Genomic DNA, 25,198 nt, shown 5'->3' with positions numbered 1-25,198 from the left:
AGTTCCCCTTTGCACTGAAACGAGATGGCTGCGATCGCGTTCCTTAACATACTAGCTGAACATGCCACCGAAGCGCACTACGCGCGTTTAGCGCTCATGATCCTCACCAAACGCAACATCAGGATCGGTGCGGGTCTTCTCAGCACCGCAGTCACGGCCGGGGTGGCTTGGCGCGGACGGATCTATGCCCGCGCTCGCGCCGAGATCCGCGCTGCCGAGCTACAAGCTCGTGCGAGCCAGGCGCGCTTTCGATCGCTGATGGAGGCCACCGCAGCGATTGTGTGGTGGACCAACACGGAAGGTGAGTTTGCGGAAGACCAGCCCAGCTGGGAGGCCTTCACCGGTCAGCCTCTCTCGACCATGTCGGGGCGAGGTTGGCTGGACATGATCCATGAGGAGGATCGGGAAGCGACGGCTCTTGCGTGGGAGGCCGCCAAGTCTTCGCTGCTGCCTTACGAAATTGAGCATCGCGTTCTGCGCCAGGACGGCGTCTACATAGACATGTTGGCCCGCTCGGTTCCGGTTCGCGACGAACGCGGCGATGTTGTCGAGTGGGTCGGCGTTCACACCGACATCAGCGCGCGCAAAGCCGGCGAACGAGCCCTTATTGCTGCCAAGGATGAAGCCGAGCAGGCGACGCTGGCGAAAAGCCAATTCATCGCCAACATGAGCCATGAGCTTCGCACGCCGCTTTCCGCCGTCATCGGCTATGCCGAGATGCTTCAGGAGGAGAGTGCCGAGATGGACCCACAGGAGGTCCAGGACGATCTCACCAAGATTACGGCCAACGCTCGCCATCTTCTCGACCTCATCAACGCGGTGCTTGATCTGTCGAAGCTGGAGGCCGGCCGAGACGAGCTGTATATTGAGCGAGTTGATGCCGATGCCCTGGTGCAGACCGTGGCCGACACGGCGACCGCACTCGTCCAGCGCAACGAAAACCGCCTCGTTGTCGACGTGCCGGAGCCACTGGGCGAGATCGGCTCGGATCTCATCAAGCTTCGCCAGTGCTTGTTCAATCTTGTGAGCAATGCGGCCAAATTCACCGAGAACGGCGTCATAACGCTGGCCGCGCGAAGAACGGCGGATGCGTTGGTCTTCTCGGTTGCGGACACCGGCATCGGCATGACGGAGGAGCAACTCGGCAAGCTGTTTGAACGGTTCGTGCAGGCTGACAGCTCCGTCACGCGGCGATATGGCGGCAGTGGTCTGGGGCTGGCACTTACGCGCTCGTTCGCGGAACTCCTGGGCGGGAGGATCTCGGTGGAAAGCACAAGTGGCGAGGGCTCCGTGTTCACGCTCGAGATTCCGCTCGAGAGCTATCCCAACACCGAGTGGTCTCCATCCGACGACGGGCCCAAGCAGGGGCAGTCAACCGTCCTCGTCATCGACGACGAAGCACCAATGCGCGAGCTGCTCGGCCGCTTTCTGCGCCGGGAGGGTTTTCACGTGGTCACAGCGGCTGACGGCAGCCAGGGTCTTGTGGCAGCACGGAGCCAGCGGCCTGCTGCGATCATCTTGGACGTACTGATGCCCTACGTTGATGGGTGGTCGGTGCTTGGCGCTCTCAAGGCTGACGCCGATTTAGCCAGCATTCCGGTCGTGATGGTCACATCCAGCCGGGAGAAGCGACTTTCTTTGTCGATGGGCGCCATGGATCACCTGCCAAAGCCGGTAGATTGGCAGCGCCTGAAATCGATACTCTCACAAGTGCGCGCCTCCGGTCACTACCGTGCGGTCCTTGCAGGAGCTGACGAGGCGCTGGCCACCATGCTCGTGGAGACGTTCAGGAGCGAAGGCTGGACTCTGGAATTCGTACCAACTGATGGCATCATGACGCTCAGCGATCATGCGGAGCCGGAGCTCGTGCTCATCGAGAACGGTCGTGGCATAGACATCGCAAGCACCTTGCCGCGAGTACGAAGCCACCTTGGCTCCGATGTACCGATCGTGGTGCTCGCCGATGCCCTCGCACCGGAAGACCAGGCTGCTGTCGATGCCGCGCATGCGGAAGCGATGGTCGCAGCCGATGTGCAGGCTCTGGTCGCTGGACTGAAAGATATGCTGGCGGCGCTGCCCTCGCCGGCAGAAGGAGACAAGAATGGCCCGGTTGCTGCTGGTTGAGGATCATGAGGAGATCTGGGATTTTCTTTCCCGACGGCTGAAACGCAAAGGACACGATGTTTCGCTCGCCTTTGATGGGAGATCCGGCCTCGACAAAGCTCGAGCCGAAAGCCCGGATCTGATCCTTATGGACGTCAATCTGCCGATCCTCGATGGCTATTCGGCAGTCCGCGAACTGCGTAGCGATCCCCAGAGAGCTGACGTGCCGGTGATTGCCCTGACGGCTCATGCCATGGCTGGCGATCGCGAAAAGGCGATGGCTGCCGGTTGCACGGACTATCACCCCAAGCCGATCGACTTCTCACGGTTGATCGAGCAAATCGACGCAGCTCTTGCGGATCGGGCGCCGAATGCCTGACGTTGAGGATCTGCGTCAGGCGCCTGACGGATGGGCGAACCCTGAGTGGGTGGCCGCAACAGCATCTCGAAACCTTCCCGGTCCCAATCTCCTGCCGCGCGGGCCTGCCGAGGCGAACGTCTTGCGCAGATGTGTGGTGGACATAGCCTTGGCAACGAAGCTGTTGAACGCGCATCTGCAGAACCGTCTGCAGCTGATGCAGTCCAATCCTACGGAGTTGCAGGACCTGCCGTTCGAGGAGGCGGCAATCCTGTTGAAGGCGATGATCGCTGCCGGGCACGCGGACGGGGGCCTCGATGAAGGCGAACGGGAGCGCCTGATCGCGATCGCCAGACGCGGCATCCCGGATGAAGCCCGGCGCCATTCACTGCTGCTTGCGATCGACGCGCCTCCTGCACTGGAGGATGTTCTGCGGGCCGTCGACACTCCCGAACTGGCGGAACGAGTCTACGCCGTATCCGCGGCGACGCTTGGACACGGCGCGGACGTGAACCGCGCTTACCTCGCCTATCTGGCCGCGCGGCTGCAACTTCCGAAGGATATAATTCTGCGCGTCAACGCGATGACGAGCGGCGGAGAGGTGCGTTAAGCTGCGATCCGGCTGAGATCGTCCAAGCCGCGTTGCACCAGTTCGCTGTCCACCAGGAGGCGGCGTGCAAGATCGCTGAGGGTAATCCATCCCACCACAGTGCCGCTGCCATCTTTCACGAATAGCCGACGCACGTGATAAGCCGCCATGAGATCCAGGGCAGCACCGACTTCATCGTCTTCATCGCAGGCGAGAATGGAGTGGCTCATCACCTCGCTCACCAGCGTTCGAGAAGAGTCCAGGCCCCTGGCGCAAACACGAAAGACCATGTCCTTGGTCGTGATCACTCCAAGCGGCCGCTCCGGGCTGCCAACGGGAAGGGCGCCCACGTCGATCTCACCCATCAGGGCTGCAGCGGCCTGAGCTGTTTCGCCGACATCGACATATTCGACATCCCGGCTCATCACTTCGCTAACTCGCATGCTCGCTCCTTGACCGTCAAAGGCTTGAAGGCACATTAGGTTCCATATGCCGGATTGACTTTCGCGGCTACATCGCTGTTCAGGTGTTCAGCATTCTTTGAACTAAGGAGACTACAGGATGACTAGATCGCTGAACGGCCGTGTGGCTGTCATCACCGGCGCGGGATCGGGCATGGGCCGCTCGATGGCGCTTCGCTTGGCCGAGGACGACGCGAAGATCGCCGTGTGGGACATTAACGGCGAAGGTGCAGAAGAGACTGCCGAGATGGTGCGCGAGGCAGGCGGAACGGCTATCGCCATCGCTGCGGATTGCTCGCAAAAGGCCGCGATCAAGGCGGCTGCCGATCAGACGCGCCGCGAACTCGGCAAGATCGCAATCTTGATCAACAACGCAGGCATCGCGCCGTTTACGCCGTTCCTCGAGATTGATGAAGCAATGCTCGAGCGGGTTCTGCGCGTCAACACGATCGGGCCGTTCCTGGTTACGCAGGAGTGCGTTCCCGACATGATCGAGGCCAAGTGGGGCAGGATCATCAACGTTACTTCCTCATCGGTGCAGAGCGGCTCCGCTCTCCAAACCCATTACACCAGTTCCAAGGGGGCACTGCTCGGCCTCACCAAGTGTCTGGCGATGGCTTTGGGCGAGCACGGGATCACCGCGAACATGATTCCTCCCGGTTCGATCGACACCCCCATGCTTCGCGCAGCCGACGTCATGCAGCGTGAGGGGGCAATCGAAGCGTACGGCAAGTCTCTTCCTGTCGGGCGGATCGGCACGGGCGAGGATATTGCTGCGGCGGCTGCTTTCCTCGTCTCGGAAGAAGCTGGCTACATGACAGGCCAGACGATCAGCGTGAACGGCGGGCGTTATATGGGCTCTGCCTAGTCGGCGGTGGCGTTCTCCCAAGAGGGGGAACGCCACGCAGGTACAGTCCGGCGGAATGCGTTCATCCCACAGGGTTGTGCGATGTTCCATGGCATCATCGAAGCCAATGCCGCCGCGGCTAACGGCGCGGACGGCATCGCGCCGTTCGGAAGCAGCTGAATCGTTGTTGAAACTCTGCTCCGTGCCGCGCATGAATGTGGCCGCTCCTGAGCCCCAGAAGCTCCGACCCAAAAGGATTGCCGATGTCTCTTCGTTTGTTGCCCCTGCTGCTTCTGGGTGGCTGCGCAGCAACGGCAGCGCCCGTTGCAGAAGCGCCGCACCTGCCTGTCGATCCCGCCAGTGGCACCGCTGCGGAAGACGGGCGGTTGCTTGGCTTCCTGGATGCGAAATTTGATGAAGAGGTTGCCCTCGATCCAGAGGAACTGACCAGCCTTGGCTCCAAGCAGGATTACGACCGGCTTAGCGACTATACGTTGGCGGCAAGCGAAAAGCGCATGGAGCTGGCTGAACGCCAGTTGACGGAGTTGAAGGCGCAATTCGATCCCGCGCGCCTCGGCCCTGCCGCGCAACTGAGCTACCGGCTCTTCCAGCGCGATGTGGAGCGGCAGCGCGAAAACTATCGTTTCCGCGCCTACGGCTTTCCCGTGTCGACCAACGGCACGCCGGCTGGCGACATACCTGTCTTCCTGATCAACCAGCACCGGGTCGACGACGTCGCCGATGCGGAGGCTTATATCTCGCGCTTGAAGGACAGCGAGCGCGTGATGAGTGAGGTTGCACAACAGATGCAACAACAGGCGGCCATGGGGATCTTGCCGCCGAAGATGGTGTTCGCTCCTGCTCGAGCCGATGCGCAAAGTATCTTGAAGGGCGCGCCGTTTGACGCCGGAGCCGACAATCCGGTTTGGGCCGATTTCCAGGAGAAGGTCCGCGCACTTTCCGTCCCGGCCGAGACCAAGGCTCGCCTGCTGGGCGAAGGGCGCGCCGCGCTGACAGGGCCATTCCGCCGCGGCGTCCAAACGCTAATCGGCCAGATCGATCGGTTGGAGCCTCGTGCCACCGGCAACAACGGCGCGTGGAGCCTACCCGATGGCGACGCTTACTACGCGAATCGGCTGCGCTCTTACACCACTACCGACCTGACCGCCGATCAGATTCATCAGATCGGGCTTCAACAGGTCGCGCGCATCCGCACCGAAATGGAGGCGGTGAAGCGCGAGATGGGCTTCTCTGGCACGCTTGAGCAGTTGTTCGAGGAACTGCGTACAAGCGCTGCCTACAAGTACCCGAACACGGACGCGGGCCGAGAGCAGTATCTCGCCGACGCGCGAACTCTGATCGACACCGTGCTGGCCCGCTCGCCGGACTATTTCCGACGTCTTCCGAAAGCGAAGTTGGAAGTGCGGGCGGTCGAACCGTTCAGGCAGGACACGGCGTCGGTGGCCTTCTACAACCGGCCAGCGCCTGACGGCTCACGACCGGGAATCTTCTACGTGAATCTGGCCGATATGACCCAGGTGAACAAGGTGCAGACCGAGGGTATCGCGGCGCATGAAGGCGCGCCTGGTCACCATTTCCAGATTGCGCGTGCTCAGGAACTTCCCAATCTTCCGAAGTTTCGCCGGTTCGGCAGCTATGGCGCCTACGTGGAAGGCTGGGGTCTCTATGCGGAGCGACTGGCCGACGAGATGGGGGTCTATGCCAGCCCCGAACAGCGCTTTGGCATGCTGTCCCTACAGATGTGGCGCGCAATCAGGTTGGTCCTTGATACCGGCCTGCATTCCAAGCGCTGGTCCCGCGATCAGGCGATTTCCTATTTCCGCGCCAACTCGCCCAATTCAGAGCGCGATATTGCCAAAGAGGTGGACCGCTACATCAACAATCCGGGCCAGGCAACGAGCTACATGGTGGGGCAACTCAAGATTGCCGAATTGCGTGTCCGTGCCGAGCAACAGCTAGGCGCGCGCTTCGACATCCGCGATTTCCATGAGGCCGTGCTGGGGCAGGGGCCCTTGCCCCTCGATGTCCTAGAAGAGGTGGTCGACCGTTATATTGAGAAGGCCAAGCGCGCTTCCTCGTAAGCGGGTGCGGCCTAACTCAGTGCATTCGGGCGTGATCCAGATCGACTGGAAAACGGTGTAACGGACAAGGCGAGGCGCTTAGTTAGCGCCGGCTCCTGCCGCAGCTTTGGCCTTGTCCGCTGCAACGAGGGAATCCCAAGCGCTCCATTCGATAGCGCGTCCGGGGTACGCAACTCTGGCGAACGGCCAGTCCTTCTGCATCCAGTCGGCCACCCACTCGAAAAGCTTGGCGTCGAAGCCGGCGTCGTATTCGTCCTGTGTTACCCACATCCTGACCACGGCATCATAGCCTGCAACGGTGCTCGGGGAGACATACACGGAACCGCGCTCGCGGCGGCCGTCCGGGGTGAGAACGGCGTAGGCAAAGGATTGACGGTTCCTGAAGCGGGCCTGCTCGGTTTCCATGTCTCGCATGGCATCGGAAGCGGAAATGTCTTTGGGGGGCCAAATGCTGCTGCGCGTGAACGTCTTCTGCAAGTGCTCAATCGACGACATGTAGGCGTCGAAGTCCACCGTCACCAACTCGGGACCTAGCGGCACAAGTCTGAAGCCTTTGGCTTCCACCAGGGGCGGCACGTGGAATTCAGGCGGGACGAATAACGCCGCTGGTTTGGAAGCGTGCTTTGCTGCGGGAGCAAGTGCCTCGGCCTGTGGCACTTTCCCCGGCGCTGCCCATGCTTCGGCAGACGTCGCACAGCCAACCCCTATCAGCATCGCCAAAGGCAGGGATGCGCGTTTCACATCGCCAATCATCATGTTTGCTCCTCAGGGGTGAGCGTGCAGTTGGATCGAACGATCTCGACAACGTCGGTCTGCAAGGTCTCACCTCGATATTAAGACTCTCTGGGATCAGCTAGACTGCCGAGTACACCGCGCTGGTTCAGCCCAAAGGCAAAGAAGCGACTTGCGGAATGGGCGCACCCGGCGACGCCTTCTCAAACAGACAGACGGTGCATTTCCGTCTCCGGAGTGAAGTTTCCAACCAGCTCTGGGCGCGGGTCGTGGTGAGAGGCTTCGGCGGAAAGGGGGTAGTCACTTCCCAGTTTCTTACGGAGACGAGAGTGGAAAAGCTTGTGTTCGAGTATCCGCCCAACGACCCACAAGGCGAAGAAGATGCTCATGAAGACATAGGCCGTAGTCATCGATGGCTTTCGATCTGACTTGTCTTCCTTATCCTTCTTCTTCTCCGGCTCGGGGGCGCCAAGAATCTTGTCGATCGAACTCATCGGCACGTCTTCGGGACTGACTTTCGACCGCTTCTTGGCGGCTTCAGCTTTGGCTTTGGCTAAATCGGGTGGGTTCCGCCATGTTTCCAAAGCGATACCGATGTGGCCAACAGCAAAAAAGAGCAGGGGGGCCAGAAAACAGGCCAGCAACGCACGGCTCATGAGATCGTAGCGCAGCACACCGTCGGTAATGTGCAGAGTGCCACTGTCGAAGACAGACATCTTGTCCTGGGGAAGCTGGTCCTTCTTGGTGAAGGTCAGGGTGTCACCAGTGATCCTATAGGTGGTGTTCTTCTCCTGAAACAAGCTATCCAGCTTGTCGAAGGCTTCCGCGGCGGACCGGTGCGGTTGGATCGGCAGGGTTCCCCTGACCCGCCAAATCCAGTCAATAGAACGCAGATTCACACGATTCTCCGAGTAGATTTCGCCAAGGCCGGCGAGCAGGGCAGACACTGTCACGATCACGGCTGACCCGCCCCGGCCACACGGGCTGGAAGATCAAGGTCAATCAAAGCTCAACTTGAGTGCGGCTGCCTCCTTCACTCGGCCGGCACGGCGGTGATCTGCCCGCGACGGGTGAACTTCTCCTTGAGCAGCTTGTAAGGCTCGGAGAAGGTGTAGTGCATGGTTTCCCAGATCGACATGCGGCGCCCGCCTTCCTGGCCCAGCAGCTCCGCCTCGCCGTCTCGGCAGGTGCCGTGGATGCGGTCGATAAAGATCCACGTGCCCGAATAATTGCTGCGGGTGCTCTCAAAGTCCTGTGCGTGATGCAGGCTGTGGTGCTCGGTGGTGTTGAAGATCTTGAACCACCACTTTGGCGTGTTGAAGCGGATGTTGCAGTGCTGATAGCTGCCGACCGCCAAACCGAATGCACCAGCGAGCAACACCGCACGCGGCAGGAAATCGAAAAGACCGGCAACGCCAAGGCCGATCAGGAAAATCTCGATTGGATTGCCAATGCTTCCCTTTTGAACATTCAGCTGAGTTACGAAGTGATGCGGGGCATGCGTGACCCACAGGGGATACCAGTTATGCATGCCGCGGTGCATCCAATACTGGAAGTAGTCACGAACGAACGAGAGAAAGAACGCCTGGAGCAGCAGTGGCAAGCCCATGAACCACGCGAACTTGGCGAGGTCGAAGGAGTCCTGGAACCAGCTAATGATGGCCTCGCTGTTGATCGAGCCGAATAAGACCCTAACCACCATCATGCCCATAGCGACGTAGAAGGTGTCACAGGCCAGTTCCTTCCACGTATGCTGCCAGCTTTTATAGCGCGGACTGATCCACTCCATCCCCAGCATCATGAACTTGACGCTAAGGCCGATCCACAATGTGACGGAGGGCTTCACCCACGCATCCGGCGCATAGTAATAGAAGGCGATGATCGCGATCAGAAAGGCCGGCTGGAAGTGTGTGAAGAAGGCCTGCTTGAATGGGCCGCCTTGCACCCTGCCCAGATTGTCGAGCCCTAGTGTCACGGGGGCGCTGACCATGTAGGATGGTTTAGGCGCGCTGACCGTTTCAGCCATTCGTGGTCCTCCATGAAGGCGTTTCAGCCGATGACATCGACTCTCATCCTTTGGATACTTGAGGCGGCTGGTTGTTGAGATACGTCCTTCGACGTAGACCGCACGTCACGGACTGAGACGCTCGGAACTCTCGATCATGCTAGGCATCATCCAGGCGCCTTGAAGGCTCTTGCCAGAACCGACACTTGGGCACCGGTGCGCGAAGGAGAGTTTTTCCAGCGCTGCGATCAGAGCAGGTATTCGACAAAGTCGAAGGGATCTCCTCCAGGCGTTGCGTCAGGTGCAACTTTGCCCTATAGCATCACGTGCTGACGTCGCCTGCGACGGACTTTTGGGCAGCTAAGCTCCCCCTCTTTGTCCCTTACTAGCCTCACCGAAGCCGGGATGCGCTGCTGTTGGCGCATGCCCGTCATGCATGGGACAAAGGATACCCATATGACCATCGGAACCGTTAAATTCTTCAATGCCGATAAGGGCTATGGTTTTATCGCGCCTGAGAGCGGCGGCGAGGATGCTTTCGTGCACATCTCGGCCGTTGAGCGTGCCGGCATGGCTACCCTCGACAAGGATCAGCGCGTTTCCTACGAACTGGAAACCGACCGCCGCGGTAAGATCTCGGCTGTGAATCTTCAGCCCGCCTGAAGTTTGACGATCGTGCGGGTGGCTTCGGCCGTCCGCACCATTGTTCTGCGCCTAACGAGGCGACTTTCTGGACGAGGATCCACACCATGACCGATGCGAGCAGCCGCCCTTTCCTTATTAACAAGGACGCGGACGGGAACTTCCGCCTTACGGTGCGAACTACGCGATATAACTCGCGGGGGTATCCTCTGGTCACTGCCGCTCTCCAGGAGGAGACTTTCAAGACGGCCAACGCCGCTCGCGCGTTTGCTCGTGAAAACTTCAGTGCTCAACCGGGCGAGTACACCACCAAGTAAGAAGGTGTGCATTGCGGTGCACAACTTGCATCAGGCGGTGAGAGAAAGTGCTCGCCTGTAGCTGCGCTTGGGCCGCTGTTCCACTTAGCCTGCTACTTTGCCCACCACTTCAAAGCTCTGTGACGCCTGTTATGGCGGTATGTGACTGATTTCAGAAGAGATCGTTGCCGGGCAGGTGGGCGACTTGCTTCCCCCCCTTCAAAGTCTTTGGAACAGCCGGTCAAAGTCCCTTGTTGAGATCAACTTCGTTTTCGGCAGTTGCCACTAGCCAGTTCATGCAGCCGAAGTGCCTCAAAGGTTGCCGTTCAGAGCATTCCTCGCCATTCTGAACCCTGCCGTTCGTTCGTGTGCGGAAACCAACCAGCCGAGCTAGGGCGCGCTGAGACTCTTCAGCTGTTTTCTCCGCCCGCCACCCCCGAGCCTCTCAGTTTCATTGCTCGCCGACGGTGGAGTCCCCCTCGGATCACTTTGCAGCCGATTTCAAACCACTGTCATGAAACTGAAGGCGATTCGTAACCGTAGCGCAACAAGGCTGCTCCAATGGGGCGTCGAGCCGGATCGTGCATCGGGATAAGCAATGGGTTGATGACAAGAGCTGGTCGCCTTCCATAGCGACGGCTGGATGTAGAGCGCAAAATCGATAGCCTGCACGCGGCATAGGGCGTCTGAACGACTGGCGCGCAGAAACCATCGAGCAGCCCCCGAGTGCGTTTCAGCGCGCAGCGGCACATTGTCGCACGGCACAAACCAAGACTGATCGGCGTTCATCTCGGCCCCCAGCAGGCTGGAGATCGCATCCGTTCGACCAAATTCGGGCCACTCCGGAGGCCTGCTCAACTGCTTCGAGGGGGAAACAATCGTGTATCGTAAGTCACGCCAGACTAGCCATTCCGCGCACCTGCTACTCGGCGTAGCCACGGCAGCGCTGTTTGCTGCGCCCGCCGCCGCGCAGACCGCAACTACAACCGCCGCATCCGAAGAAGAAGCATCGAGCGACGAGATCGTCGTCAGCGGATATGCCCGCGCGCTGGAAGAAGCGATCGACATCAAGCGCGCGACCATCGGCTTTTCCGACTCCATCGTGGCTACCGACATCGCCGATTTCCCCGAACAGAACCTGTCGGAAGCATTGCAGCGTATCCCCGGCGTGACGATTGAGCGTGACAAGGGTCTGGGCACGCGCGTGAACGTTCGTGGCTTGCCGTCGGAGTTCACTTTCGTTTCGATCAACAAGCTGGCGACGGCGTCAGGTTCGGGCGGTCGTGACGTCGAGTTCGACATCTTCGCGTCCGAACTCATCCAATCCGTAACAGTCCAGAAGTCCCCGACCGCGGCGGACGAAGAGGGCGGGATCGCCGGCTCGGTGTACATCCGCACCGCGCGGCCGTTCGACACTCCTGGTCTGCGCGTCGTCGGCTCGGTGGAGGGGGCGTACAACTCGATTTCTCAGAAGATCGACCCGCAGATCTCCGTGCTGGCGAGCGACACATTTGGCGATTTCGGCGTCCTGATCTCTGCCTCAAAACAGAAGCGCACCAACCGCACTGACTCCAACTCAGGCATCAACTTCCGCCCGATTTCTCGCTGGACCGACCGGAACAACGGCAATCGTACGCAGGCCATCGCGGTCCTTGCTCGCGATGCAGACATTGCGTTCACTAATGACGACAAGAACCGGATCGTCTTTATCGATAAGGTCGGTGATCGCGTCTACCTCAATGACCAGGACCGGCTGGGCCTGTCGGGATCGATCCAGTACAAGCCGAGCAACACGTTCAGCCTCAGCTTCGATGCCTTCCTGGGATCGTATGACCGCGTCGAGGACGAATACGACGCTGCCGGCTACTCCGCTTCCAGCAATTCGACGCTCGAACGCATTCACGAGTTCGACGCGACCACGCTGGCGGACGACGGGATCATCGTCCTGCGCGATGTGTCCTACACCAACACCCAGCACGAGTTCCTGAGCAAGGAGCGCATCAACAAGACCGACTACCGCCAGTTCGGCGGAGAGATGAACTGGGAGACCGGCAACTGGCGAATCAGTGCGTTGGGCGGCTACTCGGGCGCCAAGAAAACGCTCGATTACGCCAACCTGAAGCACGTCGCCTATGCGCCCTCACGCTCGCGCTACACCGAGACGGGCGGCGAGACGATCAGGAGCGACAATCCGCGCTCGATCGACATGTACAATGCCCCGGCATCCTACTTGTTCGAGGCCTACGAGACCACGCGCGAGAAGATCAAGGACGACAAGTACGCCGCCCAGCTCGACGTCAGCTATCTGTTCGATATGCCGGGTTTCGCCGCGCTCAAGCGCTTCAACTTCGGTGCGCGCTACACCAACAAGACCAACGAGCGTGAGTACGGCGAAGAGAAGATCCAAGGGCCGACGCGCGGCAGTGTGGCCTACGTGAATAAGCGCACGCTTGCTGACAGCCCGCTCCAACTGGTGACAGACATTGCGGGAGGTCAGTCGTATCAGGCCCGCGATCTCGATTGGCAGCAGATCTCGAATGACTATGCGCGCGATTTCTTCCGTCCCGCCGGCTTCGTCACGCCCTTCGACGATGGCCAGTACTACCGCGTCAAAGAGGACACGATCGCAGCCTGGGCCATGGTCGACTTTGAATTCGACGTTGCGTCGGCGCCGGTGTTCCTCAATCTCGGCGGGCGGTATCTGCGCACGACGGTGAATTCGGAGGGCTTCTTCCAAATCCAGAATCCCGATGGCTCCACAGGCCTCACCGATGCGCCGGTGTCGAGCGAGGGCCGGTACGAAAAGTTCTTGCCGGCGCTTAACGCACGCGCAGAGCTCACCGATACGCTGCTGCTACGCGCTGCCGCATCGCAGACGCTGATACGCCCGGCGCTTACCGATCTCGCCTACAAGCGGACAGCCAGCTTCAACAACTTCCGCTACAGCGACGGCAACCCGAACCTCAAGCCGACTTATGCCGATCAGTGGGAAGTGGGCGTCGAGAAATATCTGGGCCGCGGGGGAATCCTGTCAGCCTCCTATTTTTGGAAGAAGATCAAGGGCGTCGTCCAGAACGAGCTCACCGGGGTGGTGCGCGACGTCACCAAGTACAACGCCAACGGCACCATCGACGGTGTGTACGACTTCGATGTGTATCAGCCGGTGAACGCCGAAGGATCGTTCAAGGTCAGCGGTGTCGAGTTGAACGCCGTGCTGCCGTTCGGCATGTTCGTGCCCACACTAGACGGCTTCGGCATCAACGCAAACTACACGTTCCTGGACAGCTCGCTGACCGGGCAGTCGGACCTGGGCATCGACACCTCGCCCATCGGGCTGGCCGACAACACCTACAACGCGACCGTCTTCTACGACAAAGGCCGCTTTGCCGCTCGCTTGTCATACAATCATAAGGGCGCGTACGTGGAGCGGATCGAGCGCAACATGTATCCCGTTTATCGTGATGCTTACGGCCAGTTCGATTTCGCCGTGAGCTATCAGGTCCTGCCGAACGTGCGCGTCGAGTTGCAGGGCATCAACATCACCGACGAGGCGACGACCGGATACACCATGGACCCGTCTTTCCCGACCACTTACGAGTTCTCGGGAAGCCGGATCAGCCTGGGCGTTCGCGCGCAGCTTTGACTTGAAGACAATCCCCGGCGCGGCATCAGGCCGCGTCGGGGCTACACCTGCATTCCCCCTAGTTCGGTCATAGGGCCGGAAACCTGCCTCTTCTTGAATGCTTGCCCGGAGCACTGCCCAATGATCTCGCGCCTCGCTTTCGCCACTCTGCTCGCTCTGTCCGGCCCGTCTGCCTTCGCGCAGGACGCCGCGCCCGATCTGTCGCGCGCGGCTCGCGGTGATCTGAGCGAACCGGGTGGTGCGCGGCGGCTTAGGGGCGACATGGCCGACACTTATGCGCGCCTGACGGCGCCCGCGGAGGTTCGCAACGTGATCCTGCTGATCGGCGACGGCATGGGAGATTCCGAAATTACAGTCGCGCGCAACTATGCCGAAGGCGCGGGCGGCTTTTTCAAGGGCATCGATGCGCTGCCCTTCACCGGACAATACACCCACTATGCCCTCGATCGTGAGACCGGCAAGCCCGCGTACGTCACGGACTCCGCCGCGTCGGCAACTGCCTGGGCCTCAGGGGTGAAGACTTACAACGGGGCGATCGGGGTCGACATCCACGGCAAGCCACACAAGACGCTGATCGAGCTTGCCAAGGCGGCGGGGATCGCGACCGGTGACGTGTCCACATCGGAAATCCAGGATGCGACACCCGCAGCGCTCATCGCCCACGTCGCGCAACGCAAGTGCTACGGTCCGGTCGCAACCAGTGCCAAATGCCCGCAGAATGCGCTGGAGAACGGCGGCGCGGGGTCGATCACCGAACAGATGCTCGATACGCGCGCGGACCTCGTCCTCGGCGGTGGGGCGGCAACATTTGCGGAAACGGCCAAAGCCGGGCGCTGGAAGAACCGCACTCTTGCACAGCAGGCGAGCGATCGGGGATTCCACATCGTGCGCGACGCCGCCGAGCTCGACGCGGTGACGCAAGCCGATGATCGCCGTCCGTTGATCGGTGTGTTCTCGCCAGGCAACATGCCGGTGCGCTGGACGGGGCCGCGCGCCAGCCATCACGGCAACATCGATCAACCGGCGGTCACCTGTCAGCCTAATCCAGAGCGCAACGCCTCGCTTCCGACTTTGGCGGGAATGACGCGCAAGGCGATTGCCTTGCTGAAGGACAAGCCCAAGGGTTTCTTCCTCCAGGTCGAAGGTGCATCGATCGACAAGCAGGACCACGCCGCCAACCCTTGCGGTCAGATCGGTGAGACAGTCGACCTGGACGAAGCGGTTCAGGTCGCGCTCGAGTACGCCAAGGCGGATGGTCACACGCTCGTGATCGTCACCGCCGATCATGCGCATACCAGCCAGATCGTCGGGAACGGCACGCGCGCCCCGGGGCTCACCGCCGCGCTGAACACCCGCGAAGGCGGGCTGATGACGGTGAGCTACGGCACAGCCGAGGAAGGATCGCAGGGGCACACCGGCACGCAATTGCGCATCGCGGCCTACGGTCCTCACGCCGTGAACGTCAGCGGCCTGCTGGACCAGACCGACCTGCATTATATCATCCGGGACGCCCTGAAGCTCAACTGAGCGCTCTCTTCAATCGAGGTTGGCAGCAGGACTCGGGCGTCGCTTATAACGCTGCTGCATCACGCTTCTGCTGGTTCGCAACGCCCGATTGCTCAATCATGCTCGGAAGAGCGGGACACCGAGATTCAGCGTCCCTGCGCTACGCTCGTAATAAATTGTATTGGTAGCGCGGAGTTCGCAGGACCCAACTTGACCCATTGCCGTAACCCGATCACCAGACGGTCGGTGCAAGCAAGTCACTGGGAATCGTGATGTTCGATAAGCTTCTGGACGGGGAAAACCTGCTCAACCTCTGGCTGGTCCTTTTTGTCGCGGCAGGAATTGGTCTTGGCGTGGTCACCGGCTTTCTCAAGGCTCGGCGCATTCAGCCCGGCCGCTTCAAGTGGGCGACGTTTCGGAACGAGGCGATCTTTGCTGCAGTCAATGTAGGAATAGCCGGGTTTACGCTCGGGCCGCTCAATCACTATCTGAGAGAACAGGGGTTTATCGCCTTCCAGCAAGGCCCGACGGCTTGGTGGGTGATCGCAATCGAGTTCGCGGCGTATTTCTTCCTGTTCGACACATGGTTCTATTGGTTGCACCGCTGGATGCACAAGGAGCCAGTCTATAGCTGGGTGCACAAATTGCACCACAAGTCGACCGCGCCTAACCTGCTCACCACTTTCTCAGTCAATCCGCTCGAGTCTTTCATCAACGGTGGTTTTGTACCGCTGTTTCTGACTGTAGCCACGCTGGTGGTGGGTGGAGTGCACCTCGAGGCGCTGGCCTTGATCGTCCCAACCAACGTCATCATGGGCCTTTATGTCCACGCCGGGCACGAGTTTCTGCCACGATGGTGGCACAAGAGCTGGGCGACCAAGTGGTTCATCACCACCACGTTTCATGACCAGCACCACAAGTACTTCAACTATAACTTTGGCGGCTACACGCAGATTTGGGATCGACTGTGCGGAACAATGCGCAAGAAGTACGAGAGCGACTTCGAAAATCCTAAGGGTCGGCAGGTGAAGGCCACTAAGACACAGACGCTCGAACCCGCCTCCAGCCAGTCGTCGGAGCTCGCTGCTTGATGACGTCTTTCCAATCTTTCATCCAATCGGGCGAAGGGCTTTTCCAGCCCTGTAGAGCATCAGGCAAGAACCGGGAGGGGTGAGGCATTTGAAGAGCGCTCTGACCAGGCGATGTGACAGCAACACATCGACCAGTCCCCGCAGCGGTCGCGTTCTGACTTGAGGATGTCCGTGCGCTTTCTGTGCGAATGATGGTACTACATCGCCCAACATCACGGTACGTGATAGGCTTCTTAAGCGGGGCTCGATCGGTGGCAGCACTGAAAATGATAAAGATGCGCTTTCTTGTTACCATCGTCGCACTAGGGGCAGCGCAGCCCTGCCTCGCCCAGGTGGAAAACGTACAGTCAGTGCCGCCTGCTGGTCGCCTTTCGGACCGGGGCCAGGAGGGATGGAGCGTTACCATAGGCGTCGCTCCTGTGCTGAACCCGGCGTGGCAGGGCTCCAAGGACATGACTTTGTCCGTTTTTCCGGACCTGCGGGTCAACTACAAGGACGTGATCTTCGCCTCCATCCCTGAAGGCCTGGGCTGGAACGTCGTGAACGAGAACGGGTGGAAAGCTGGCCCTCTCGCAAAGGTCCGCTTCGGGCGGGATGAGGAGCGCGGTGGATCGCCGTTTCTGATCACTGGCGGAAGCGACGCGTTGCTCGGGCTCGGCGATGTGGATGCCGCTGCGGAACTAGGCGGCTTCGTCGAAAAACGCGTGGGTCCTTGGCGGGGGCGACTGGAAGTGCGCCGCGGCTTTGGCGGGCACGAAGGCGTGATAGCTGACGGCGCCGTCTCTTATCAGGCGCGTAGTGGACGCACGATCATCAACGCCGGCCCTCGTGCAACCGTGGCAACCAAGGCGTACATTGATACTTATTTCGGCATCGATGCAGTTCAAGCGCAGCGATCGGGGCTGCCGGCCTATTCTCCCTCTGGCGGGCTGCTGTCCTATGGCGTCGGCGGTTCCGTCATTCGTCCGCTTAACCGGCGAAGCGCTGTCACCTTGTTCACCGGCCTCGACCAGCTGGCCGGCGATGCCGGAGATTCCCCCCTCGTGCGGGAACGCGGACGGCTGTTACAGTTCACCCTCGGGCTTGGCTACGGCGTGCGCTTCAACCTTTAGCAGTACCGGATGAGTGGGGACGCCGCAGACCGGTTAAAAGCCCGCAAGCTACGAGAATTCCAGCGGCCGCTGTAGCTGCGGCAATAAGCTCTGCCACTTGGCCGCCGGCGGAAAAGATCGCAACGAACGCCCAGAGGAAGACGGCAGCAAAGGGCAAATTGCCGCGCCCCCGCGCGAGCGCGACTGCCGCAATGATACCGGAGAGCACCACGATTGCTGCGCCAATCGCAGGCGCCGCTGCACCGCCTTCCACTCCATGATGCCTGAGGCTGGCCGCGATGTTAACGGTTGTAGCGACCGTCAGCCACGCAGTCAGTGCACTGAGTGGAACAAACGCGAACCAACGCTCGCCAGTCGTGAACGTCGCAGTTGAAAACGTGCGGTAGATCACCAGTAGGCAAGCTAGTGTCCAGACGATGATTGCGACCGATACGACGCTCAGTCCGAAAGTCTGGGTGTAGGCAGCCCACACTGCGTTGCCCAAAAATGCACCGGCGGCGGGCCACCGAATCCGGTCTAGGAAGACGTTGTCGTGCTGGGCCGGCAAGGCTTGGTAGATCGCGAACAACACGGATCCGGCATAAAGAGCGCCCCAAATCGAGAACGCCCAGCCCGATGGGGTGATAAGTGTTCGAACCGCATCGGACCGGGATCCGATGGGCTCGCCAATCCCGAGTTGCGGCAGCAGCGGAGTCAGAACCTGAAGTGCCGCGGCAAGCAGCACCGCAATCTGCGGCCACTTCAGTGTGCTGGTCGAGTGGGTTTCAGTGCCGGTCACCATGCTTTCGCAACGTCTGATAAGAGCGCTCGTTGCAGCGATGCCGAGAAAGCCCTTGTGCTCAGTGAGACGTTTGCGTCAGCGCTGGCGGATCAATGAAAGGCAGTTTTCAGCTCGGTTCGGTCAAGCTCTAGGTCGTTCGGAGTCGCTCAGTAGCGTCCATGCGCACCGATCCAAGGAAGCGACGCCCGTCGCGATGCGAGAGCTGGCGATGTGATATCGCCGATAGTAGACTGGCAGCATGGATATGCTCAGTTACCTGGCCCGTATCGGCCTTGACGCACTGCCACCTGCCACTCGCGAAGGTCTGACGATCGCACAGGCCGCGCATCGCGCTGCTATTGGCTTCGAGAATCTCGACATCCAGCTCGGTCGCGGCATCGCAGTCGATGCGCGTAGCGTGTTCGACAAGCTCGTGACCCGAAAGCGAGGAGGGTACTGTTTCGAGCAAAACCGTCTGTTCTCAGATGCGCTCGCTCAGATCGGAATCGCAAATCGCCCGCTGCTCGCCCGGGTTCGTCTGGCGGTTCCGCCAGGCGTTGTGCCGCCGCGGACCCATGTTTGCCTTCTTGCTACGATCAACGGTGAGCACTGGTTGGCCGACGCGGGGTTCGGCGGCAGTAACATACCTCCGCTGCCACTCATTGACGGTGCGGAGGCCACCACCCCGGATGGCGCTCGTCATCGCCTGCTTTGTGTTGGCCCGCCCGGAGCCCTCGCAGGGGAATGGCGACTTGAACGTGCTGGGCCCGCGCTGGCAACTGACGGCCGCGCCGCATCGAGCTTAGACTGGCAGCCGCAGTATACCTTCGATTTGTGCGAGGTCGCGCCCGACGATCTCGACCAAGCCAATCACTGGACCGCAACCCGGCCCGGCACGCGTTTCACCACACTCCATGTCGTGAGTATCCCGATCACCGACGGCTTTGCGGCGATGAGTGACCGGCAGCTGACGATCTACCGAGCAGCTAACGTCGAAAAGCGGACGATCGACAACGCAAGGGATTATGCGAATACGGTTCGTGAGCTGTTTCGCATTTCGTTAAGCGATGATGAGGCTGCACAGTTATCCCTATTCTTATGATCCAGAGTTTATCTCTGCATCTCCTCGAACTGTTAACAGCAGTGACCTAAAACGAGTGAGTGTGCGCGAAATCGGCTTCAGGGATGACGCACTGACCTCCCGAGGATTTGTACTCGTCCGGCGAGCCGGAGGACTGGAGGGCCTTTTCGTCTGCGGAAAAGGAAGGGGCACGTCGGGTATCGCCTTGAAGCAGGCGCTGCCTCGCCCTCTTGTCACTGCTGTTCGAGCAACCCTTCAGTCGCGCAGGTTCAGTGCCGCCTTGATCTCGTCCCAGGCGACCAGCTTGAAGTTCTGCGCTTTACCTTCATTGTCGCCGTCCTGCACCACGAACAAGCCGCCGGGGTATCCGGGCCCGAAGTCTCCCAATGCGAGATCCACGCCATCAGTCTCCTCGGTGGCCCCGAATGGGCCTGCCACGATCCGGAAGCGTCCTACGTAGCTCTCATCGGCGAGGCGATAGACAGTATAGGCGTTGTCGCCTTGGCTTGAGACGAGGACATATCCGGCCTTCTCGCCAATGGGCGCGATCGCCACGCCTTCTGCATCCGCGACGATGGCCTTGCCGTCAGCGGCAGCGATCTTGACCGGCGTCGTGGAGCCGCCTGGAGCGGCGTCGAAGCGCCACAATCCCACATCTTCCTCCGCGACATAAAGGCGTCCGCTGCGATCATCAACCGCGCATCCCTCGGCCTGGGTGTTCAGCTTCATGGTGCGAACGGTGCGGCCCGTCGGTGTGGCGCCGGAGAGGTCGAGCGACACTTGGTTGATCGTCCCGTCCTTCAGCACGACGAAGGCATGAAGGCCGCCGCCGAACTTGGAGAGGCAGATGCCGTAGGCTTCGCCTGAACCGCCATCCACTTCCCCCAGCGGCGTCAACTTCGCAGTGATCGGGTCGAGGCGGAACAGGGCGATCTTCGCCCGAGCGCGGTCGTTACGATCACTTGCGGCGACTACGATCGCGGGCGCGCCGGCAATGGTGACCCCGTCCTTCAGATCGACGTTGTTGACGCGGCCAGCATCGCGGAAGTCGCGCACCTGGCCGTTGAGCCCATACACGTAGAGACCGGCCTTCTTATCCGTGCCGACGATCAGGCTGGCAGCCGGGTTCGCCGGATTGCGCCAGATCGCGGGATCGTCCGCCGCATCGGCATTGGTGGTGCCGACAGGCGCCGTCTCGCCTTGCGCCTGTACCGTGACTGCCGGGAGAGCTGCGGCGATCCGCTGTTCGATGGGAATCTCCCTCTCCTCAAGAGAGGCGCAGCCAGCAAGTGCAACCGCAAGTGCGAAAGTCACAGAAGTGTAATGATTTATTCTCGATATCGTCACATTCGGTTCCTAACTGGCGGCGGCAGGGGGCGGATTGCACGTCAGCCAAGCAAACGTCAATTCGCAATATAGTAATTCATAAACATCATCGGGGGCATATATGTTGGCCAAGCACTGGCTTCTTTTCGGCTGCGCTGCATTATCAACCGGATACTGTTCAAGTGCTTGGGCGGCAAAAGCCGGCCCGGACGACGAACGCAGCGATAGTGAAATAACAGCCGCGCGCGACATCGTGGTGATTGGCGGCATCGGCTATCGCAATCGTGTCGATACGCCCGAGCCAATCCTGCAATACGACACCGAGTACTTCCAGAGGTTCGAGCCGCTGACCGCGGGCGACGCGCTCAAGCGCGTGCCGTCCGTCACCTTCCTCTCAGATGTCATCGAAAGCGATGCGCCGCGTCTGCGCGGCCTGCCTCCCGGTTATACTCAGATCCTGATCAACGGCGAACGTGTGCCAGGGGCCAGCGCCGATCGTTCGTTCTTCCTGGATCGCATCCCAGCGGAACTGATCTCGCGCGTCGAGATCATCCGCTCTTCCTCCGCACGCCGGACTGCTGACGCTGTCGCCGGGTCGCTGAACATCGTGCTGCGCGACGGCTACGAGTTGGACGGCGGCTACGTGCGGGCTGGCGGACTTCGCTACGATGATGGCGAAGTGGAGCCCAGCCTGGGGTTCGTTTGGGGTGGTGCCGTAGGGGCAGGCCGTCTGCTTCTTGGTGGCAACCTGCAAGGCCGACACAATCCCAAGGTCAAGCAGAGCTTCCGCTATGGTGACTCGCCCGAGAATGATCCGGACTATGCGACGGAGGAGTTCGACAATCGCGAGGACCAGACGGATACCCGCGACGGAAAGGACTACAGCTTCAACGGCACTTACGAGATCGATGGAGATACGACCAACTTCAAGCTGAATGGCTTCTATGTCCGGACCGACAGGACGGAAACCGAGCGCAGCTTCGAGTACGATGATCCCACCGCGATTACCGGCCCGGTTCCGGCCGGAAACCTGCTGAGCGACAACGCCAACTTCACCGACATTAACCAGGAGAACTACACGATTGACGGCAAGCTCAGCCACGAGTGGGCTGCCGGCAAGACGTCTCTGCGCCTCGCTTACGCCCGGTTTGAAGAGGACCGGAACGAAAGCGAGTACGAGATCGGCTTCGACGTGGATGAGGGCGATGAGCCTGAGTTCGAGGGTGAATTCACGCGGTCTTCGATAAGGGACAAGGAGCTTTCCATCCGGCTCGAGCACGAGATCCCGCTCACGGAACAGGTCAAGTTCGTCTTCGGTGGCTACTATCAAGACAAGACGCGCCGGACAGACATCCGAGAAGCAGAGCAGGAGGGCGAAGCCACTTTTGTGTGGGATCAGTTCAGCCGTAATCCGACGGAGCTCAGCGGCCCCTTCGGCGACTTCGAAGCACCAGACGGCGGCTACAACCGCATCAAGGAAAAGCGGCGCGATGTGTTTGCGTTGATCGAGGGAGAAAGCGGCGGTCTCGTGTGGGAAGCGGGCGTGCGATATGAAAGCACCAAGGTCCGCATCCGCGATTTCACCGTGGACGACGACATCGCGAACCAGCGCTCCAAATACGACAAGTTCCTTCCCTCCGCGTCCTTCAAGCTCTCGCTGACGGAACGCGACCGCATCATCGGTTCGGTCGCCCGGACGGTCCGCCGTCCCGACTTCAACTACCTCACTCCAGCGCTGATCGAAGAGGAAGTCGGCGATAGTGATCTTCTCGGCAATCCGCAGCTGATGCCGGAAAGCGCCTGGGGCGCGGACATCGGTTACGAGCATCGAATGGGTAGCGGAATTCTGGGCATCAACTTCTTCTACCGCGACATCAGCGACCTCATCGAACTGACCAACACGGGTGTGGAAGGCTCCGAAGGTGAGGGCACCTTCGTGTTCCAGCCGCAGAACGTGGGCGAAGGCAAAGTCTGGGGTGTGGAGCTCGACCTCTCCACCGACCTTGCGGTGGTCGGTCTTCCCAACACCGGCCTGTTCGGCAACGTGTCGTGGCTAGACAGCGAAATCACCGACTTCGCCGGCAAGCGGCGCTTCAACGATCAGGCGAAGTACGTCTACAACTTCGGTGCGATCCAGGACATCCCGTCGTACGGCGTGGCTTTCGGCGCCACGTACCGCAAGCAAGGCCCTGCTTACGGGCGGGTCATTTCGGAAGAGGTCCGCACCACTTACGGTGCTGATCTTGAGGTGTTCGTCGAAAAGCGTGTCGGCAAGACCTTCACTATCCGCGCTGTCGGATCGAACTTGCTCAACGGGCGCAAGCGCGAGGTGTTCAATAAGTTCGACAACCTCGAAGACCAGCTTGACCGCGACTTTGACGAATACGAGCTCGAGAGCGAAAAAGCAGGACCCGTCTTCCAGATCATGGCTCGCTACGCCTTCTGAGTGTGCCACGGCCAGTCCGCCACCGATACCTTGTCGGAGATTGCTCTCCTGATGGGGTCTCGGTCGGGGCTATCCTTCGTAGTACGACGGCTACGCTGCTGCTGGTGACTACCTTCTCCTGAGGGAATATGCAGATCGCTCTAGGCGGTGGAGCCCGTGAATTCGGGCAAGCGCGCAAGCGCCCGTACCGGCCTGCAACCGACCTTCTGAAAAACTTTCGCGGCCGGCATCTCATCGCAGGGGCCATGTCGAGGTCCGCACATTGACAGCTTTTCTTCGATCCGCGGGAACAGCGGGGCGGAGGCGTGCGTCAAACAGTGTGGGGGCGAAGACAGTCCCGAACGAGGCGCGGCGGAGGTGGTCCGCTCGGCTCGTCACGAACAGCAGGCGCGATAAAGATGCCGAGCGAGAGGTTGGAAAGGTTTGCAGCCGAGCTGGTGGCTTTGGCCGAGCAGATGCGGCAGGAAAGCAACATCGCGTTTTCGGCTGATGACGAGCGCGAGCTTATGCGGGCGGACTGTCGTGTGCCCGGACTGCCTGCGACACGCGCGCAGACGCTGGCTCGCTGGTGCGAGCTGGCGACGCGGCTTTACCGATTCCGGCGTCAACGAGACCGCCTGTTCGGCTCGATCTTCGGCGAGCCGGGGTGGGACATCCTGCTCGACTTGTTCATCATGGAAGCCGCGGGCAAGCGCGTGCCGGTCAGCAGCGCCTGCCTTGCCTCCGGTGTGTCGCACTCGACAGCGCTGCGGCAGATCGACGAAATGGTGCGTTACGGGCTCGTGTTCCGCGAAAGGGACGAGGTGGACAAGCGGCGTACTTATGTCTGGCTGACCGATACCGGTCTTGCCAGGATGGGCGCGGCGCTAGAGCAGCTTTCGAGTAGGGGCGACGGGGATGGACAGGAGGCGTGGGACTCGCCGCTGCGCGAGAGGCTCACTAGGTGAGCTTGGCCTGCACGCTCATGCGGATGGCGGTTAGCGCTGACTTGGCCTCCATCTTACGCAGCAGGTTCGCGCGATGGATCTCGACAGTGCGTGGGCTGATCGCCATCAAACTGGCGATCTCCCGATTGGTTAAGCCGCCCTGCAGATGCTCGAGCACTTCGAACTCACGCCTTGTGAGCGTCCTGAGCTTCCGGCGCGCGTCCGCCGCACCGTAGCGGAAGTCAATGAGAGCGGTCAGCTGCCTGGCGCAATTGTTGAGCAGGTCTTCGATGTCATGGCGGCCGAATGGCGTGGGCAAATAGCCGATCAAGCCTTGCAGAATGACCTGCGAGCAGCGGCCGGGATCGAGCATCCTTCCGTATCCCAGAACCGGGGCCCAGTAGTCCCGCAGCTGCATGTCCTTGAGCAGTTCCGCGAGGCCCGACCCGTCGTCATGGACGAGGATCAGCGTGCCCGTGTTGCCTTGGTAGCGGAATTCCGTAACGCTTTCATAAGGCTCGATATGAAAACGTATTCCTTCCAAAGCCTTGAAGCATTCGGCGCGGCGGCGAAAGTCCGTGTCGATCAAGGAAATGGTGTTGTAGCGCTCCATTCCCGTGATCTACGGGGTTCCGCTTGGTTCGGGAAGCCTGAGGCTGGTGCAGAACACAGATTCGATTGACTGCTTCTCATACCGACATCTGCGCTTTTCGCCGGGCCTGCCGTGCTCCTCCGCAGCCACGAAGGGTTGCCAGCCCCGCTGCGATTGCCGATGGTGAGGGCCTTCAGAGAGAGGAGGCCTCGAAAACATGGTCAAATTGCGGATGATAGCGCTCACTACACCGAAACCGGGACGCGAGCAGGAGTTTCACGACTGGTACAATAACTGCCACTTGCCCGAACTGGTGAACACCTTCGGGTTTGAGCAGGCTAGCCGTTGGGAATTGGTCGCCAAGCTCATGGGCTCGGACACCAATCCGTACCTCGCGATCTACGAATTCGAGGCAGAGGACCCGATGGCCTTCCTCGGGCAGATGGGAGAAGCGGCCCAGAGCGGTAAGCTGACGCAGTCCGACGCGCAGGACTTTGGCACCTGCTATACCGCTGTGTTCCAGGCTATTGGCGAGCCGGTCCGGCCGGCTTGAGGACCTAACTGAGAATCTGGCCTGAGA

Annotated in this window: 22 protein-coding genes; 15 read left to right on the top strand and 7 right to left on the bottom strand. The window is 60.5% G+C overall.

Going from position 1 to position 25,198, the window contains the following annotated elements; translation table 11 throughout:
- Positions 1-24: 24 nt before the first annotated feature.
- Genes ABVV53_RS12940 through ABVV53_RS12930 form a run of 3 tightly spaced genes read left to right on the top strand, consistent with a single transcriptional unit; the run spans position 25 to position 3,071 of the window.
- Positions 25-2,124 carry an ATP-binding response regulator gene (locus ABVV53_RS12940; RefSeq protein WP_353984843.1) on the top strand — a complete coding sequence of 700 codons (2,100 nt, stop codon included), beginning with the start codon at positions 25-27 and terminating at the stop codon, positions 2,122-2,124.
- Complete coding sequence (locus tag ABVV53_RS12935) at positions 2,102-2,482, top strand: response regulator (RefSeq protein ID WP_353984842.1); 381 nt, start codon at positions 2,102-2,104, stop codon at positions 2,480-2,482. Before ABVV53_RS12940 ends, ABVV53_RS12935 begins: the two co-directional genes overlap by 23 nt.
- Positions 2,475-3,071, top strand: coding sequence for a DUF533 domain-containing protein (locus ABVV53_RS12930; protein WP_353984841.1), 597 nt, complete (start codon positions 2,475-2,477; stop codon positions 3,069-3,071). Before ABVV53_RS12935 ends, ABVV53_RS12930 begins: the two co-directional genes overlap by 8 nt.
- On the opposite strand, the gene ABVV53_RS12925 is transcribed toward ABVV53_RS12930, so the two are convergent.
- Complete coding sequence (locus ABVV53_RS12925; RefSeq protein ID WP_353984840.1) at positions 3,068-3,493, bottom strand: CBS domain-containing protein; 426 nt, start codon at positions 3,491-3,493, stop codon at positions 3,068-3,070. The two genes, ABVV53_RS12930 and ABVV53_RS12925, sit on opposite strands and share 4 nt — an antisense overlap.
- 118 nt (positions 3,494-3,611) lie before the next feature.
- On the opposite strand from ABVV53_RS12925, the gene ABVV53_RS12920 reads away from it, so the two are divergent.
- The gene (locus tag ABVV53_RS12920; protein ID WP_353984839.1) at positions 3,612-4,379 is read left to right on the top strand and encodes an SDR family NAD(P)-dependent oxidoreductase; all 768 of its coding nucleotides are present in this window, start codon (positions 3,612-3,614) and stop codon (positions 4,377-4,379) included.
- 242 nt (positions 4,380-4,621) lie between these two features.
- The gene (locus ABVV53_RS12915; RefSeq protein WP_353984838.1) at positions 4,622-6,460 is read left to right on the top strand and encodes a DUF885 domain-containing protein; all 1,839 of its coding nucleotides are present in this window, start codon (positions 4,622-4,624) and stop codon (positions 6,458-6,460) included.
- Between the two features lie 78 nt (positions 6,461-6,538).
- Here ABVV53_RS12915 and ABVV53_RS12910 read toward each other — a convergent pair whose 3' ends face one another.
- The 3 genes from ABVV53_RS12910 to ABVV53_RS12900 all read right to left on the bottom strand — a co-directional run bounded on the left by ABVV53_RS12910 (position 6,539) and on the right by ABVV53_RS12900 (position 9,218).
- Positions 6,539-7,216 (bottom strand): twin-arginine translocation pathway signal protein, encoded by a 678-nt coding sequence (locus ABVV53_RS12910; RefSeq protein ID WP_353984837.1) that lies wholly within the window; start codon positions 7,214-7,216, stop codon positions 6,539-6,541.
- 179 nt (positions 7,217-7,395) lie between these two features.
- The gene (locus ABVV53_RS12905) at positions 7,396-8,151 is read right to left on the bottom strand and encodes a hypothetical protein (protein WP_353984836.1); all 756 of its coding nucleotides are present in this window, start codon (positions 8,149-8,151) and stop codon (positions 7,396-7,398) included.
- A 74-nt stretch (positions 8,152-8,225) separates the two neighbouring features.
- Positions 8,226-9,218, bottom strand: a complete 993-nt coding sequence (locus ABVV53_RS12900) for a sterol desaturase family protein (RefSeq protein ID WP_353984835.1) — start codon at positions 9,216-9,218, stop codon at positions 8,226-8,228.
- Between the two features lie 435 nt (positions 9,219-9,653).
- Here ABVV53_RS12900 and ABVV53_RS12895 point away from each other — a divergent pair, with 435 nt between their 5' ends.
- The 6 genes from ABVV53_RS12895 to ABVV53_RS12870 all read left to right on the top strand — a co-directional run bounded on the left by ABVV53_RS12895 (position 9,654) and on the right by ABVV53_RS12870 (position 17,487).
- Positions 9,654-9,860, top strand: a complete 207-nt coding sequence (locus ABVV53_RS12895) for a cold-shock protein (RefSeq protein ID WP_353984834.1) — start codon at positions 9,654-9,656, stop codon at positions 9,858-9,860.
- 86 nt (positions 9,861-9,946) lie between these two features.
- Positions 9,947-10,156 (top strand): hypothetical protein, encoded by a 210-nt coding sequence (locus ABVV53_RS12890; protein ID WP_353984833.1) that lies wholly within the window; start codon positions 9,947-9,949, stop codon positions 10,154-10,156.
- Positions 10,157-11,015: 859 nt separating this feature from the next.
- Positions 11,016-13,778, top strand: a complete 2,763-nt coding sequence (locus ABVV53_RS12885) for a TonB-dependent receptor (protein ID WP_353984832.1) — start codon at positions 11,016-11,018, stop codon at positions 13,776-13,778.
- A gap of 120 nt (positions 13,779-13,898) precedes the next feature.
- Positions 13,899-15,305, top strand: a complete 1,407-nt coding sequence (phoA, locus tag ABVV53_RS12880) for an alkaline phosphatase (protein WP_353984831.1) — start codon at positions 13,899-13,901, stop codon at positions 15,303-15,305.
- A 251-nt stretch (positions 15,306-15,556) separates the two neighbouring features.
- Positions 15,557-16,375 (top strand): sterol desaturase family protein, encoded by an 819-nt coding sequence (locus ABVV53_RS12875; RefSeq protein WP_353984830.1) that lies wholly within the window; start codon positions 15,557-15,559, stop codon positions 16,373-16,375.
- A 275-nt stretch (positions 16,376-16,650) separates the two neighbouring features.
- Complete coding sequence (locus ABVV53_RS12870; protein ID WP_353984829.1) at positions 16,651-17,487, top strand: MipA/OmpV family protein; 837 nt, start codon at positions 16,651-16,653, stop codon at positions 17,485-17,487.
- On the opposite strand, the gene ABVV53_RS12865 is transcribed toward ABVV53_RS12870, so the two are convergent.
- Positions 17,477-18,268: a hypothetical protein gene (locus ABVV53_RS12865; RefSeq protein ID WP_353984828.1), complete on the bottom strand. Its 792-nt coding sequence runs from the start codon at positions 18,266-18,268 to the stop codon at positions 17,477-17,479. The genes ABVV53_RS12870 and ABVV53_RS12865 overlap by 11 nt on opposite strands.
- A 238-nt stretch (positions 18,269-18,506) precedes the next feature.
- Here ABVV53_RS12865 and ABVV53_RS12860 point away from each other — a divergent pair, with 238 nt between their 5' ends.
- Positions 18,507-19,349, top strand: a complete 843-nt coding sequence (locus tag ABVV53_RS12860) for an arylamine N-acetyltransferase family protein (RefSeq protein ID WP_353984827.1) — start codon at positions 18,507-18,509, stop codon at positions 19,347-19,349.
- A 234-nt stretch (positions 19,350-19,583) separates the two neighbouring features.
- Here the strand turns inward: ABVV53_RS12860 and ABVV53_RS12855 are convergent, their stop codons facing one another.
- Positions 19,584-20,642 (bottom strand): phytase, encoded by a 1,059-nt coding sequence (locus tag ABVV53_RS12855; RefSeq protein WP_353984826.1) that lies wholly within the window; start codon positions 20,640-20,642, stop codon positions 19,584-19,586.
- Positions 20,643-20,775: 133 nt separating this feature from the next.
- On the opposite strand from ABVV53_RS12855, the gene ABVV53_RS12850 reads away from it, so the two are divergent.
- The gene (locus ABVV53_RS12850; protein ID WP_353984825.1) at positions 20,776-23,100 is read left to right on the top strand and encodes a TonB-dependent receptor plug domain-containing protein; all 2,325 of its coding nucleotides are present in this window, start codon (positions 20,776-20,778) and stop codon (positions 23,098-23,100) included.
- A gap of 398 nt (positions 23,101-23,498) precedes the next feature.
- A complete protein-coding gene (locus tag ABVV53_RS12845; protein ID WP_353984824.1) occupies positions 23,499-24,047 on the top strand; it encodes a MarR family transcriptional regulator in 549 nt (182 codons plus the stop codon).
- Here ABVV53_RS12845 and ABVV53_RS12840 read toward each other — a convergent pair.
- Positions 24,040-24,639, bottom strand: coding sequence for a response regulator transcription factor (locus ABVV53_RS12840; protein ID WP_353984823.1), 600 nt, complete (start codon positions 24,637-24,639; stop codon positions 24,040-24,042). The genes ABVV53_RS12845 and ABVV53_RS12840 overlap by 8 nt on opposite strands.
- 196 nt (positions 24,640-24,835) lie before the next feature.
- Here ABVV53_RS12840 and ABVV53_RS12835 point away from each other — a divergent pair, with 196 nt between their 5' ends.
- Entirely contained in the window at positions 24,836-25,171 is a 336-nt protein-coding gene (locus ABVV53_RS12835; protein ID WP_353984822.1) for a hypothetical protein, read from the top strand.
- Positions 25,172-25,198 lie beyond the last annotated feature (27 nt).

This window comes from Novosphingobium kalidii, from assembly GCF_040534015.1.
GTDB classification, from domain to species: Bacteria; Pseudomonadota; Alphaproteobacteria; order Sphingomonadales; family Sphingomonadaceae; genus Novosphingobium; species Novosphingobium kalidii.
The sequence above is the reverse complement of the archived record's forward strand: the minus strand, read 5'-3'. Positions and strand labels throughout refer to the sequence as shown.